Raw genomic sequence first — 14605 nt, forward strand, 5'->3', positions numbered from 1 at the left:
ATTACAGCCCCTTTTTCAATCCTCTTATGCAATCGCTTTATCAATCAAAATCGAATTTGGTGTAACGCTCATACATAGCGCCATAACGGAATCTTGCCATTTCATTCTTCTGAAGGACATCTTCTTCGGAACCTCTGTACTGACAACGCAGACAGTAATATTCCTTCTTATCCTTATCGTAGAACATATCCATATCGATATCTCTCATGAAGCAAGAGGGACATCTGTAGTTTAATTTGCCTTTTCCAGCTTGAGCCATGTTGCAACGACCTCCTTATCCTTGATCTTGGAATTGTAACCCAGTGTAAACATCGGGGAGAATGCGTATCCTTCCTTCACATATCCGACAGCGCCTTCTGCGTTGGTGCTCATGGATACTGCGGTCTCGATCTGAGGGATCACCGCTCTTACTTCGTCAGCGTCTGCCTTCTCCATCTCACGGCACTTGTACTCGTAATCCAGAGTCTCTACCTCGTCACCCTTCTTGGTACTTAAGGTGATACCCAACATATCCTCGGAATACTCTGTGGTACCGTAGCAGGCTACGATATACTCGTTCAGTTCTACTTCAGCGTTCGGATCGCTCATCTCCAGGATCTTACGCTCGATCTTGATCGCAGAGCTGCCTTCCTCGAAGGAAACGATGGTCTGTAATTTTACAGTCAGATCATAGAACTCGATGTCTACGGGATCCAGTGTCAGGATTCTGGTGTTGCCTTCCTGAGAGAAATGAGCCTTGGTACGGCACAGGCACAGATCCACTTCTTCACCGTTGTGTTTTAACTTGGCACTTCTTACGGTACCTTCTCCTGCATAGTGCGTGAAGTAACCTGCACGGTACTTCTCCTGGATCAGGAAAGGATAGGATGCATCGGTCACATGCTTGGTACCGATACCTACCGGCCACTCCAGCTTAGCAGCGTAAGGACGCAGGTCAACGATAGCACCGCCCTGATCCATATTTACGCAGGCACGCATGAAAGGATCGCAATACCAAAACAACTGCTTATCGGAGCCATACAGGATATCTCTCCATAGAGCACACTCGGGCTCGGTGTAGGTCTTCTTCTGACGATAATAATCAGCGAACTCCGCCATGGTCATATCGGTAAGCTTGCCTTCCTTTTTCAGGTCGCCATAGTACTTCATACCGTCTTCATAGCTCTTCTTCAGCAGTTCGTAAGGTTGCTCCCAACGACCCATTTTGTTCAGCCAGCCGGGTCCTACGAACATCATGTTGTATGCGTATCCGTTGTTGTATTTCTCCAGGGAACGATACTGGTCGATCAGGTTGTACAGGTAAGGGTACTCCCATGTCTTGGTGTCATAGATCATACCACGCAGTACGTTCTGGGGATGGGTTCCGAAATTGGAGCCGTTACCGTCATAGCATGCCAGCAGGTCTCTGGACAGATGGGGGATCGCTACGATACCGCTGTCCTCTGCCTCATTGGCTGCTGGTGCATGGGTGTTCTGCTTGGAAGGGATCCAGGGTGCCCAGGGACCGCCATCCATGAAGGTATACCAGGAGTTGTTGCAGGTATGGTATGCCTTGGGGCCTTCTTCCCAACAGGTTGCTACCGCACATTTTACGGTAGGATAGGTTGCTTTGATATAATTGGTCAGATCTGCATCCATGTAGTAAGAACCGGTGGATTCGGGATAGAATCCGAACTTCTCATGGAACTTGCCGAACACATCATCCACGATAGACTTTTTGTCTTCCATGGAGAACATCCAGATACAGAAATCCTTGGTCTTGTACTTTTCACGGAACTCTGTGCAGGGCAGTCCCAACAGAGACAGTGCGATCTCATCACCGTACTTCTCGTGATCTGCCTTAGCCAGTGCTACCGCTTCGTCATTGAACAGGGAAGCATAGGTCATCTGAATGGTGGTCTTCAAACCATTCTTGTGCGCAGTTTCCTGCTGAAACTTGAAAATATCCAGAGACTCGGTGAGCAGTGCTTTTCTGCCCAGATCCTCTTCTTTGCCGTGTCCGGTTACTTTTTCCGCATACTCGGGAACCATCTCCGGACGGTGAATGATATTCACAATAAACTTATCCATCTTTTCCTCCATCTCGCCGTTAGGCATCTTATATTACTTTTGAAAGTCTCTGATCACTTTCAATGCGGGTAGTGCATTTCCATCATAATCGAACAGTGCCTGATTGGCCCATTCGTTTCCCCCGGGACCGGGATCCTGAATATACTTCAGGGACTCCTCGTTGGCCCAGCCACAGCCGGGCACCGGGATCCATGCCGGCTCCCAGTAATAGAAGCCTTTTCCTCTGCCATCCGGAACCTGCGCAATGCGTTCCATGACCTTCTGCATGAATGCAGCCTGTCCTTCCGGTGTCATAGGATACTCTACTGCCTCCGCAAGGTGAGGCTTGGTCGCCATGCCCTTGCGCTCTTTCGGTGCGAGCTTTTCTCTGTCCGCATAGTCTTCCATAGTAAATCCCATGGAAACCTCTGCTACGATGACATCCTTCTGATATCTCTGTGAGAGATCATTCATATTATTGGTCAGGTCATCAATGGTTCCGTGCCAGAAGGGATAATAGGACAATCCGATGACATCGAAGTCCTCTCCTCTCTGTACATAGGCATCAAACCATTCTCTGCAACGGGCATTGTTGCCGCCACAGTCCAGATGAAGCATCACCCTGCTGTCCGGGGATACTTCTCTCACTGCACGGATGCCCGCGCTGATGAATCTTGCAATATTGTCAACATTGTCCCATTTTCCGTGGGGCCACATCAGACCATTGGTGATCTCATTTCCCACCTGCACCATCTCCGGAAGCAGATTGAGACGCTTTAATTTCAAAAGCACATCCTTTGTGTAGTCATACACATGCTTCTCCAGTGCATCCGCGTCGGCATACGCCCACTCCTTGGGAGGGAACTGTTTGCCGGGATCTGCCCAGAAATCACTGTAATGCAGATCCAGCAGATAGCTGTAACCCAGCTTTTTGCCGGCCGAAGCCAGTGCCACCAGCTTGGTGAAATCACTGGTACCGGCACCGTAAGGCTTTCCGTCTTCGCTGTAAGGATCGTTCCAGAGACGGATGCGCAGAGAGTTGGCACCGTATTTTTTCAGGATCTCCAGTGCATCGCCCTCTTTGCCTTCATCATAAAACCTTGCACCGAGAGCCACCTCTTCCGGCAAAGTAGATACATCCATACCTTTGATAAATTCTTCCATAATTCAGTTGTTTACTCCATAGTTTACATAACATCGTTGCGAAAGCATCCACTACGTGGATGCTTTCAGGTTAAATGCTCTTGCATTTAACCTTTTACCGCACCACCGGTAATACCTTCCACATAGAACTTCTGCATGATGACAAACAATACAGAGATGGGAATGGACACCAGTACACCACCTGCGCAGAACTGACCAAAGTAAGTATTGATCAGGCTCTTATCCAGCATATTGTACAGACCAATAGCAACAGTCCACTGGGAAGATATGCCGGCATTTAACATCAGCTTTGCATATACGAAATCCATCCAGGGGGACAGGAAGGAGCTGATAACGGTATATACAATGATAGGACGGCTCATGGGGATAACAACCCTCCAGAAGATCGTAGCCTCACTGGCTCCATCCAGATAAGCGGCCTCGCGCAGGGAATTCGGGATCGTATCGAAGAAGCCCTTTGCAATCAGGTAACCCAGACCGGAACCGGCAGAATATACCAGGATCAGTCCGAGGTGCGTATTGGTCAGGTTCAGAGTCTTCAGAATGAAATATACTGCGATCATGGACAATACACCGGGGAACAGATTCACAATAACTGCTGCGTTCATCAGCGGCTTACGTGCCGGGAAACGCATGCAGGAGGTCGCATAGGCCACCATCAGTACAAAAGCGGTGGAGACCACGCATACCGCACATGCAATGATGAAGGTGTTCTTGAACCAGTTCGGGAACTGTGCCACACTGTCTGCTGAAAAAAGCAGATTCTTATACTGCGCCAGACTCCATTCCTTCGGGAAAAAGGTGCTGGTATTCATGCCGGTATATGCGCTGAAGGAAGTGACCACCAGCCATACGATAGGCACCAGCCAGACAAATGCCAAAAACGCCAGTAACAGGTTATGCAATAATGTTTTAACAAATCTCTTCATTAACGGAACGCCTCCTCTCTGTCACCCTTCAGGAATCTGCTGAAGGCAATGAGGGTAAATACCGCACATAGGATAAACACAATAATACCGATGGTGGATGCCATCTTGTAGTTGTAATAGCCCTGTGTCAGATTGAACAGCCAGGTGATCAGCAGATCCACTTCCTTCGCCTGGGAGTTCGCCATAGCCTGATTGGTGGTGGTATATACCCCCTGGGTCAACAGATAGATTACGTTGAAGTTATTAATATTCTTGACAAAATCCGTTACCAGAGAAGGGCCGGTGACGAACAGCATATACGGCATGGTGATATGAATAAAGCTCTGCATCGGAGTAGCGCCGTCAATCTTCGCACTCTCCAGCTGATCAGAAGGAATATTCATCAGCACGCCGGTGGCGATCAGCATCTGATAAGGAACACCGATCCAGATATTGATCAGGATGATCATGACGTGTGCCCATCCGGGAGCGGACAGGAACGGAATATAACTGGTACTGATCGCGCCGATATCTCTCAGCCACTGAGTAATTCCCGCATTGGCACAGATTGTGTTCATGATGCCGTTGTTCGCGAAAAAGTTACGTACCAGAAGAAGGGAAACAAACTGGGGAACTGCGATCGTTACAATGAACAGAGTTCTCCACAGCTTCGGCAGCTTCGTTCTCTTATTATTGATCAGCAAGGACAACAGGATACCGCCCAGGTAAGTGGTAAAGGTTGCGAACAGTGCCCATACCAGTGTCCAGATCAAAATCTTACGGAAGGCATAACCGAAGGTAATGGTCATTCCACCGTTAGAGAACAGATTCTTGAAGTTGGTAAATCCCACCCAGGTAAACAATGCGGAAGGAGGCATATGTCCCTGATCATAGTTCGTAAATGCGACAGCGATCAGGATCAACAGAGGAATGATCGTAAAAATAACGACTCCCATGACGGGAAGTGTCAGCAGTGTGATATAGAATTTGTCATTCTTGAACTGCTGCAGATCCTCTACAAACGTATTGATATGTTCTCCTGCCTGTGCTTTTTTCTGAAGCCGGTAAACAGTCACTTCATTCTTAAGCCAGATCACCAGGAACGTGAACCAGATGACAAATGAGACTACGGAGAACAACAGGATCATAAACGAGTTGTCATAATCGTTGAACTCATTCTGCATCGTTGCGATATTGAAAACCGTCTCCTGCTGAACCGTTCCCAAAGTTCCAAAATCACGTACATACTCTGTGGCAAAGCCAAAGGTGAATACAATGACTGCCACTTCGAGCAGAGTCATTAAAATACCTTTGATAATTTGTTTTCTGCGGATATATCCTGCTCCCATCCAGACCAGGGATAATTTTACGAACAGATCTCCTTTTACGACTGCTTCACCGAACTCCTTGAAGAATCCGCCGATTCCGCTCTTTTTCTTCTTCATTCTCTGCCCTCTCCTTTCTTCATATTAATATAAAAATTTTAGTAACTGTTCCGAACATCTTCCCGCGTTCATCTGACCAGTTACATAATCCGGCAGGCAGGAGTCGAACCCGCTTACCGGAAACGTTTCCTGTAAAAAAGGCATCCATCCACTACGTATTGTTGTTCATAGCTTCAGGACGCCTTTCTATTCTCTGTATTCGTTCTGCACCAGAACGCTTTCATCATTCATTTATAGCAGAACCGGAACAGATCATCTTCCCAAACTTATTCAGCGGGTACGGAAACACCTTCTACCAGTTCATCCAGTGCTGCCTGGATACCAGCTTCATCATCAGCCTTCAGCTGACCCTGAGCTACCTTCTCACCAAAAGTCTTGGAAGGATCCCAGTACTTGCCGCCAACGATCTGAACTACACCATAAGCGGACTGCTCAGACAGAGCTGCAATAGCGGTATTGGAAGAAACCTCCTCGGAACCAGCTACGTTGATATTGGAAGGTCCGATCTCTCTCTGCGAAACGTACTGCCTGGTTGTCTTCGTTGGTGATCCAGTCAGCCAGCAGAGTTGCCCAGCCTGCATTTGCAGAATACTTGTTAACGCCTACCAACTTGAAGCCTGCTACGGAACCCTGCTGGATCTGCTTGTCACCACAGGTGTAGGTAGGAAGCTTGGTAGCTGCGTAACCATCACCGAAAGCGGTCTGAGCTGCGGCTGCATCCCAGGTACCGGAAATTACTGCACACAGGTCGCCGGAAGCGATCTGGTTGGAAATATCACCATCAGCGATCGGAAGGAATGCGCTGTTGCCGGCAATACCCAGCATAGACTGTACTACCTGTACACCGGTAACGCCGTCAGCGCTGGTGCCGTTCCAGTCCATAGCAGTGCTGCCGTCATCATTCAGTGCGGTAGTGAAGCCTGCACCATAGAAGAAGGAAGCGTTATACCAACCGGAAGCAAGAGTCATACCAACCTTCTTGCCAGCCTTCTCAGCTGCTGCAAGTAAGGTATCCCAGGTCTGTGCATCTTCGGGAGTTACTAAAGCGGAATTGTAATATAAGAAGTAACCGTTATCAGCACTCATAGGGAATGCATACAGTGTGCCGTCCTTGGTTGCTGCTTCTACAGAACCGGAAGCATTTGCGCTCTTAACATCAGCTACGCTCTTGCCTGCGTAAGATTCCAGAGCTGCATCCATTTCATCGATGGACTGCAGGGCACCTGCATTTACCAGGTCGATCAGCTGATCAGATGCGAAAGCATACACATCAGCAGCAGCTTCAATATCGGCTAAAACAGTATCCTTAGCTGTGGACTCGGATTCGGTTCCAAGCTGGATATCGAAGTTTGCAGCATCTGCATAATGCTCCTTGAAGGAATCGATCATGCCCTGTAACATGGTCTGATCTTCCTCAGCACCCCAGATTCTCAGGGAAACGTCCTGCTTCTCAGCGGGAGCGGTCTGTGCAGCCTCGGTAGAAGCTGCGGTGGTAGCAGCGGCATCAGTGCTGGTATTGGAAGCATCAGAGTTTCCACAAGCTACCAGAGAGAATGCCATAGTCAGTGACATTGCTAAAGCGACTAACTTTTTCATTTTGTTATCCTCCTGTTTTGTTTTGCAAGTTTGTGCGTATTGCGCAACCGCTTGTCTACGATAATAGTTTAGCAACATTTCCTTATGTTGTCAATTTATAATAATGACTGATATTGCAGCTCAAAATTGTGCATTTTGCACAATCATCTTTTGAAACCCTTGATTTTACTGGGTTTTTAGCACATCCTATTTTTTGAAAAAAATGCTTTTTTTATGATTTTTTTGAGTAAAATATAGGAAAACGTTTTTCCAAATTATGATTTTCACACTCCAACTCACCCTTTTGTAGACTCCTTCAGGATGATCTCATAGTCCAAAAGTGTTTTGTCCGGTACTGTTTTGCCATGGATCATATCCAACAGCACCTGGCAGGATCTTCTGCCCAGCTCTGTGATATTGAATTTCAAAGATGTGATCGTAACAGGATAATTTTCCAGAATGCGGCTGTAATGACAGGATGCCACCTTCATCTGATCCGGGATTCTCACGCCCATGCGGGCAAGCTTTCTGACCACTTCATCACAGATGTAGTCATCCTGGCACAGAATGCACTCCACACCGCTTTTTTTCAGCTCTTCCACCGCTTTTTCCACCATAGCCCTGCTGCTTAGATCCGTGTAGACCAGGTCCTGGTTCAGCTTCCGTTTTCCCTTGCGGTAGGCTTCCTCATATCCCTGATACCTGCAGCGGTTTACCATCTGGTCCATATTGCTTCCCAGATAGGCAATGTTCTGGATCCCCTTAGCAAACAGAACCGTCACCATTTCCTTACAGGCTCCCACATTATCATGGTCTACCTGTACCACATCATCATCCGGGAATTTTCCAACTGCCACGAAGGGAATCTGCTTTTGTTTCAGAAATTTCACATATTTGTCGTTCTCATAAGTCCTGGTAAGGATCATTCCGTCCACTTTACGGTTTTTGATCAATCTCTCCAGTGGTTTGGTATCGTTTCCGTTCGTGGTTACCACAATAATGTCATAATCATTAGCCTGTGCCACCTCTTCCACTCCATACATACAAGTGTGGAAGAAAGGCATATCCACCAGAGTATTCACTTCCGGAAGGATGATCGCGATATTATTGGTCCGGGACTGTGCCAGGCTCTGTGCCGCCGCATTTGGATAAAAGCCGTGTTCTTCGATATAAGCAAGGATCCGGTCCCTCGTAGCCGCGCCGATGCGCCCTTTCCCTGAAATCGCCCTGGATACGGTGCTGGCAGACACCCCCAGTTCTCTTGCCACATCATGGATCGTCATAGTCTTGTCGTTGCCGGAATTGTTGTTCATCTCATTCACCCCATTCTCTGCGCAATCCGTCTGTTTTATGTCTTCCAGAGTCTGTTTTTCATGCGCAAACGATTGTTCATAATCATAGTAGCATTTTACTACTATGCTTTCAATGCGCCTTTTTACACAAATTGGCCATCCATTTCTATACAATAGTAACAAAACAGGGGGATTCTTGATGTTATTTCATCTGTTTTCCTTCCTTCCGGTTCCGGAACTGTTTCCAATGCGCAACCAATACCGTTCATTCTGTTGTTCCTGTCTGCGGCAGGCTGTCTGCCACACACAGCCTGCCATACCCCACCCGGTCGTTGGGATATTCCCTCTCTCCCCTTAAGGGTCTGGCACCTTTTCTGAGATATGCCTTGATTTTTTCGCCGTAGAGGAAGGGGTCATTTCCCTGCACGATCCCCCATTCCATCAGAAGCGCCGCGGCACCGCTGACAATCGGTGTGGCGAAAGAAGTTCCCGTAACAGGGAGAAAACCGCCATAAACATCCGGAGCCTGGATATTTACACCGGGAGCCACAAGATCCGGCTTGGTCAGTCCTGCTGCCGTCACACCGATGGTACGGGTGCTGTCGGCATAACCCCTGCCGGAGAAATCCGCATAGGTATCATAGACCGGATCGTAAGCCCCCACTGTGATCACCTTCGCTGCCGTGGAGGGAACCGTCAGTGTCATCTGCGGAGTGGAACGGTAAAAGCCAGTGCTGTCTCCCCTGCCGTTCCCCGCCGGAAGATACAGATAATATTGTCCCGTTACGGTCATTACCGGCTCCAGCCGGATCGTCCATATCCCTGCGTCGATATAACCGCCTGTCACCGGGATCATCTCCAGATAGATCTCCTGCGCCACCGCATAGGGCAGGGGTTCTCCCAGATAGACCAGAATCCTTGTCTGCTCCAACCTAAGCGTATATTTCCCGCCCTGAATATTCGTGGTTAGCTCTGCCTCCTCACCTCCCGGAGATTGCAGCCTTATCTGAAACACATCGCTGTAATTTTTCCACAGCTGGATATTCAGGCTTTTTTCATAATTTCCAACAGCCAGTTCCACGCGGCTGTCTCTCGTTATATTCCCGGCGAAATGCCCTCTTGCCGCACCCTCATTACCACTGCCCACACAGATCACGGTTTTGCCGATCTCGGAAGCATTGTCCAGAAAACGCTCCAGCAGAGAGCTTCCGTCATGGGAACCATAGCTGTTACCAAAGCTTAGATTGATGACAAGTGGCATATTCAACTGTCCGGCTTTCCGCAGTGCATAGGTCACTCCACGCAGGATTTCGGTTGTACGGGGGAATCCTTCTTCTGCGCCCCCGCTATTTCCCGGCAATCCCAGCTTCACCACGATCAGTTCCGCCTCGGGGGCCGCCCCGGTATAGAGACCACCTGCACTTTTCCCGGCGGCGATCCCTGCCACCGCGGTTCCATGTCCGGACAGGTCTCTGCTGGGAATCCGGCGGTAACGATCCAATGCAGGCATCTGTAATGCCGCATTTATTTCCTCCGCGGTATATTCCGTCCCAAAGGCAAATCCATCCGGCATTTTTCCATATCCCACATTACCTGTTTTCTCCGGCACTGTCCGATCCTGTGGCAGCGTCCGATCCCTGAGGACTGTCTGGTCCCATAGATACCGTATCCTCGTACTGCCATCTGCCTTCCGGAACACCTCCTGATCCCAGATGATCCCGGAATCCAGTACAGCCAAAAGAACGCCCCTTCCATTCAGAAAAGGCGTTCTCATAGTGACCGGTGGAAAACAGGATGTCCCCGCAGGAAACGTCTGTCCATAATAAAACCGCTTGGGTTTTTCCACATACTCGATCTCCGGGGTATCCGATACCGTATCCACCAGTGCCTCCGGCACCGTAAGGATCGCATATCCGGCGATCAGTTCCTCCACCACAATATTCTGTTCCCGCAGTCTGTCCAGACTGCCGTGATATTTTACGATCAGCTCCCAGCTGCGGATCTCCGCGCTGTAACCGACATTCAGACTCTCTGTCTGTTCTCGTTCTTCCTCCGGGGTCTCTAAAGCAAGGTTCAGGATGTTTTCCAGCTTCTGGTCCATCAGAATTTCCGTCCTTGGTCCTGTATTTCCTACATCGTATGCAGGCGATACAAAACTATTCACGAAAGTCCGGAGTAATCTTCCACTCTTCTACGATTCCTTCGGGATCTGTCCGTCCACATGCAGGATATGTTTGATCAGCCAGTCCGTCAGGTAATTCAGAATATCCATGATCTGTTCATCCTGTTGGGCCTGATCTCCTTCATCCTTCTCATGCTGATCTATAAACTCATCCAGTTTCTTGATAAATTCCTGATGCTGGATCTTCTGGGTAAAAATCTTTTTGTACTGAATGGATTCCATATACGCTTCTTCATCTGTAAAATGTTTTACGGTATAATCACGCAGTTTTTCCAGAATTGCATCGATCTTGTCATACTTATCCGGTGTAAACTCCTCCTGCAGCAGCTCGTAAGCCTCATTGGCATAGTCAAACAGCTGCTTATGCTCCTGATCGATCATATCAATTCCAATATAGTATTCCGGTTTCATTTCAAACATAACTTCAACCTTCTTTCGTATCTTTTTCGGATCCTTTTCGGATCATTTCTTGATTCTTTCTCTGAATCTTTTCTGCATTCTAACTATGCACTTTTCGGGCAAAGTTTTCAATGCCTTTTATACTTTTTTAATGATTTTCCGGGATAATTCATCATTCGCCCCAAAATTCCTTCAGCGCCCGCACCGCATATTCCGTATCCATCATACCCGCAGTCTCCACCGCGGAATGCATGGCCAGCTGGGGCAGTCCGATGTCCACACTGGACACCGATACATGAGCCGTGGAAATATTACCGAGGGTGGATCCTCCTGCGATATCCGAACGGTTGGCATAGGTCTGGTAAGGCACCTTTGCCCGTTCACAGTAATCCTTCATTTTTGCAGCTGAGATACCATCTGTAGTATATTTCTGGCTTCCGTGGAATTTGATGACGATTCCACCGTTTAAGTAAGGTCTGTTCGTAGGATCCGCCTTCTCCGGATGGTTGGGATGTACCGCATGGGCATTGTCCGCAGAGATCAGGAAGCTATCCGCGATCCAGCGCAGATACGTGCTATGATCTGCCAAAAGTCCCTCCGTAATTCTGTCTAACACATCCGCAAGGAACGTGGAATCTGCACCCTGTCTGGTGCCACTTCCCACCTCTTCATTATCAAATACCGCGCAGATATTGATATATTCCGTAGGTGTACTCTCCGTAAAAGCTTTGGTCAGCGCAAAGGCGCTCTGCAGATCATCCAGTCTCGGAGCCAGGACAAATTCACCCTTTGTCCCTAAGAATCTTCCTTCCTGTCTGGTATACAGGAACAGGTCTTCCCCGAAAATCGCTTCCGCATCCACGCCTGCGGCCTCTGCTGCCAGTCCAAGCAGCGCAGGCTTCTCCAGTGATCCGTCTGCGGTCGCAGATGCCCCTGCGGCATCGGTATCAAATGCTACATCCGCAAACAGTGGGAGCATATCTACCTGTGGATTGTACTCCACACCTTTGTTCATCTCCCGGTTCATATGGATCGCCACATTTGGGATCACGCAGAGATCCCGGTCAATATTGACCAGTCTGCTCTGGATGCCATCCGTTCCGCGCACCGCCAGTCTGCCTGCTACGGAGAGCGGTCTGTCCATCCAGGTGGAAAGGATCATGCCGCCGTATTTCTCGGTATTCAGGCGCATATAGTGATCTTCTACTGTAAGTTCCGGTTTTTCCTTCACCTTAAAGCATGGGGAATCGCTATGTGCTGCTGCCATATGGAACCCTTTCACAGTTTCCGTAGGAATAGCAAAAGCGATCACGGAAGAATCATTGCGCTCCGTGTAATATTTTCCACCCTTCACAAGCTTCCATTCCTCGTTTTCCCGCAGTCTGACATATCCTGCCTCTTCCAGCATTGCTCCGATATTCGCAACCGCATGAAAACAGGTGGGGCTTTTCTCTATAAAATCCAGCATTTCTTTCGTTGTCTTCTGAAAATCATTCATGTTAATCGTCCAGTCCTTCCGCTGCCCACTACCGGCAGACACCTTTCCCTAACGTTCCGCGCGCATGGGATTATTGAGGAAATCCTCATAAGTCAGGCGGATACCGTCTTCCAGCTCCGTCGTGTAATGATAGCCGAGACTCTCCAGCTTGCTGACATCTAAAAGTTTTCTGGGGGTTCCGTCCGGCTTGCTGGGATCCCATTTGATCTCTCCGGTATAGCCTACGACCTTTGCCACCAGCTCTGTCAGCTCCCGGATGGTCAGTTCCTTGCCAGTTCCCAGATTCACGGTCTCATTGCCGCTGTAAGTATTCATCAGATAAACGCAGGCATCCGCCAGATCATCCACATAGAGGAACTCACGCAGGGGAGTTCCGGTACCCCAGCAGACCACTTCCTTCGCGCCGGACACCTTCGCCTCATGGAAACGGCGGATCAATGCCGGGAGCACATGGCTGTGAGTCGGATGATAGTTGTCGTTGGGTCCGTACAGGTTCGTCGGCATAACACTGATATAGTCGGTTCCGTACTGTCTGTTCAGAAACTCACAGTACTTCAGACCGGATATCTTCGCCAGTGCATAAGCCTCGTTGGTCTTCTCCAGTTCAGAAGTCAGCAGGCAGCTCTCCTTCATGGGCTGCGGTGCCATACGGGGATAGATGCAGCTGCTGCCCAGAAACATCAGCTTCTTGCAGCTGCTCTGCCATGCGGCATGGATCACATTCATCTCCAGGATCATGTTTTCATACATGAAATCCGCCAGTGCTTCGCTGTTCGCCATGATGCCGCCTACCTTCGCTGCTGCCAGGAATACATAATCCGGCTTTTCCTTTGCGAAAAATTCCTCTACCGCATCCTGTCTGCACAGATCCAGCTCCTTATGGGTGCGGGTGATGATGTTCGTATATCCGTTTCTCTCCAGTGCTCTGCAGATGGCACTTCCCACCATTCCTCTGTGTCCTGCTACGTATATTTTTGCGTCTTTTTCCATGATGTTGCTCTGCTTCCTCTCTGATCTATCCTATTATTTCTCAGTCTCCTGTAGCATGATCGCTTCCGCCTTAGCCAGCTTCAGATCGTGTTCTGCCATCAGACGGCACAGTTCCTCATAGCTTGTCTTCTGGGGATTCCATCCCAGCACCGTACGTGCCTTCTGCGGATCTCCCCACAGATCTACCACATCGGTAGGACGGTAAAAGGCTTCACTGACCTCCACGACCACCTTGCCATTGGCTTTGTTGATCCCTTTTTCATGAATGCCGCTTCCCTGCCATTCCAGTTCAATCCCGGCATAATGGAATGCCAGCGTGGTAAATTCCCTCACGGTATGCTGTACCCCGGTGGCAATGACAAAATCCTCCGGCTTCTCATGCTGTAGCATCAGCCACATGCACTCCACATAATCCTTCGCATAGCCCCAGTCCCTCTTGGAATCCAGATTACCCAGGTAAAGCTTGTCCTGAATACCACAGGCGATCCTTCCGGCTGCCAGTGTGATCTTACGGGTCACAAAGTTCTCTCCGCGGCGCTCAGATTCATGGTTAAACAGGATACCATTCACTGCAAACATATTGTATGCATCCCGGTATTCCTTCACGATCCAGAAGCCGTACTGTTTTGCCACCGCATAGGGGCTGTAGGGATGGAACGGTGTATTCTCGTTCTGCGGCACTTCTTCCACTCTTCCGTACAGTTCGGAAGTAGATGCCTGATAGATGCGGCAGGTCTCGGTCAGTCCTACGATACGTACCGCCTCTAAGATACGCAGCACGCCCAGCGCATCCACATCACCCGCATATTCCGGTGCTTCGAAGCTCACCTGCACATGGCTCTGTGCTCCCAGATTATAGATCTCATCCGGACGCACTTCTCCGATGATCCGCACCAGGCTGGAGGAATCCGACAGATCCCCTCCGTGAAGAACAATTTTATTCTCCCGGATCAGATGATCGATACGTCCTGTGTTGCTGATGGAGGATCTGCGGATCAGTCCGTGCACCTCATAGCCTTTTTCCAAAAGGAACTCTGCCAGATAGGATCCATCCTGTCCGGTAATTCCTGTAATTAACGCTTTTTTCATTCTCTGTCCTCGTC

Annotated in this window: 12 protein-coding genes; all 12 read right to left on the reverse strand. The window is 49.0% G+C overall.

The window, feature by feature from the left end; translation table 11 throughout:
* Nucleotides 1–40: 40 nt before the first annotated feature.
* The 12 genes from H9Q77_RS10690 to gmd all read right to left on the reverse strand — a co-directional run bounded on the left by H9Q77_RS10690 (nucleotide 41) and on the right by gmd (nucleotide 14591).
* Entirely contained in the window at nucleotides 41–259 is a 219-nt protein-coding gene (locus tag H9Q77_RS10690) for a hypothetical protein (RefSeq protein WP_022153790.1), read from the reverse strand.
* The gene (locus H9Q77_RS10695) at nucleotides 232–2070 is read right to left on the reverse strand and encodes a hypothetical protein (protein WP_022153791.1); all 1839 of its coding nucleotides are present in this window, start codon (nucleotides 2068–2070) and stop codon (nucleotides 232–234) included. Before H9Q77_RS10695 ends, H9Q77_RS10690 begins: the two co-directional genes overlap by 28 nt.
* Nucleotides 2071–2103: 33 nt before the next feature.
* A complete protein-coding gene (locus H9Q77_RS10700) occupies nucleotides 2104–3213 on the reverse strand; it encodes a glycoside hydrolase family 53 protein (RefSeq protein ID WP_249325507.1) in 1110 nt (369 codons plus the stop codon).
* Between the two features lie 86 nt (nucleotides 3214–3299).
* Complete coding sequence (locus H9Q77_RS10705) at nucleotides 3300–4142, reverse strand: sugar ABC transporter permease (protein ID WP_022153793.1); 843 nt, start codon at nucleotides 4140–4142, stop codon at nucleotides 3300–3302.
* On the reverse strand, nucleotides 4142–5566 hold the full coding sequence (locus H9Q77_RS10710) for a carbohydrate ABC transporter permease (RefSeq protein ID WP_118547137.1): 1425 nt from the start codon (nucleotides 5564–5566) through the stop codon (nucleotides 4142–4144). The genes H9Q77_RS10705 and H9Q77_RS10710 overlap by 1 nt, the downstream gene beginning before the upstream one ends.
* A 432-nt stretch (nucleotides 5567–5998) precedes the next feature.
* Nucleotides 5999–7162 carry an extracellular solute-binding protein gene (locus H9Q77_RS10715; protein WP_249325508.1) on the reverse strand — a complete coding sequence of 388 codons (1164 nt, stop codon included), beginning with the start codon at nucleotides 7160–7162 and terminating at the stop codon, nucleotides 5999–6001.
* Nucleotides 7163–7437: 275 nt separating this feature from the next.
* Nucleotides 7438–8454 (reverse strand): LacI family DNA-binding transcriptional regulator, encoded by a 1017-nt coding sequence (locus H9Q77_RS10720; RefSeq protein WP_147365425.1) that lies wholly within the window; start codon nucleotides 8452–8454, stop codon nucleotides 7438–7440.
* Between the two features lie 244 nt (nucleotides 8455–8698).
* Nucleotides 8699–10534, reverse strand: a complete 1836-nt coding sequence (locus H9Q77_RS10725; RefSeq protein ID WP_249325510.1) for a S8 family peptidase — start codon at nucleotides 10532–10534, stop codon at nucleotides 8699–8701.
* Between the two features lie 90 nt (nucleotides 10535–10624).
* Entirely contained in the window at nucleotides 10625–11035 is a 411-nt protein-coding gene (locus tag H9Q77_RS10730) for a bacteriohemerythrin (protein WP_118550435.1), read from the reverse strand.
* Nucleotides 11036–11186: 151 nt separating this feature from the next.
* Nucleotides 11187–12512 (reverse strand): M18 family aminopeptidase, encoded by a 1326-nt coding sequence (locus tag H9Q77_RS10735; RefSeq protein WP_249325511.1) that lies wholly within the window; start codon nucleotides 12510–12512, stop codon nucleotides 11187–11189.
* Nucleotides 12513–12560: 48 nt separating this feature from the next.
* Nucleotides 12561–13502 carry a GDP-L-fucose synthase family protein gene (locus tag H9Q77_RS10740; protein WP_118550433.1) on the reverse strand — a complete coding sequence of 314 codons (942 nt, stop codon included), beginning with the start codon at nucleotides 13500–13502 and terminating at the stop codon, nucleotides 12561–12563.
* Nucleotides 13503–13535: 33 nt separating this feature from the next.
* Complete coding sequence (gmd, locus tag H9Q77_RS10745; protein ID WP_118550432.1) at nucleotides 13536–14591, reverse strand: GDP-mannose 4,6-dehydratase; 1056 nt, start codon at nucleotides 14589–14591, stop codon at nucleotides 13536–13538.
* Nucleotides 14592–14605: the final 14 nt, after the last annotated feature.

Source organism: Simiaoa sunii, from assembly GCF_014337175.1.
Classification (GTDB): Bacteria; Bacillota; Clostridia; order Lachnospirales; family Lachnospiraceae; genus Acetatifactor; species Acetatifactor intestinalis.

Coding starts and splice junctions, on each gene's coding strand:
- H9Q77_RS10690 (WP_022153790.1), bottom strand. CDS start 259: ATGGCTCAAGCTGGAAAAGGCAAATTAAACTACAGATGTCCCTCTTGC.
- H9Q77_RS10695 (WP_022153791.1), bottom strand. CDS start 2,070: ATGGATAAGTTTATTGTGAATATCATTCACCGTCCGGAGATGGTTCCC.
- H9Q77_RS10700 (WP_249325507.1), bottom strand. CDS start 3,213: ATGGAAGAATTTATCAAAGGTATGGATGTATCTACTTTGCCGGAAGAG.
- H9Q77_RS10705 (WP_022153793.1), bottom strand. CDS start 4,142: ATGAAGAGATTTGTTAAAACATTATTGCATAACCTGTTACTGGCGTTT.
- H9Q77_RS10710 (WP_118547137.1), bottom strand. CDS start 5,566: ATGAAGAAGAAAAAGAGCGGAATCGGCGGATTCTTCAAGGAGTTCGGT.
- H9Q77_RS10715 (WP_249325508.1), bottom strand. CDS start 7,162: ATGAAAAAGTTAGTCGCTTTAGCAATGTCACTGACTATGGCATTCTCT.
- H9Q77_RS10720 (WP_147365425.1), bottom strand. CDS start 8,454: ATGAACAACAATTCCGGCAACGACAAGACTATGACGATCCATGATGTG.
- H9Q77_RS10725 (WP_249325510.1), bottom strand. CDS start 10,534: ATGGACCAGAAGCTGGAAAACATCCTGAACCTTGCTTTAGAGACCCCG.
- H9Q77_RS10730 (WP_118550435.1), bottom strand. CDS start 11,035: ATGTTTGAAATGAAACCGGAATACTATATTGGAATTGATATGATCGAT.
- H9Q77_RS10735 (WP_249325511.1), bottom strand. CDS start 12,512: ATGAATGATTTTCAGAAGACAACGAAAGAAATGCTGGATTTTATAGAG.
- H9Q77_RS10740 (WP_118550433.1), bottom strand. CDS start 13,502: ATGGAAAAAGACGCAAAAATATACGTAGCAGGACACAGAGGAATGGTG.
- gmd (WP_118550432.1), bottom strand. CDS start 14,591: ATGAAAAAAGCGTTAATTACAGGAATTACCGGACAGGATGGATCCTAT.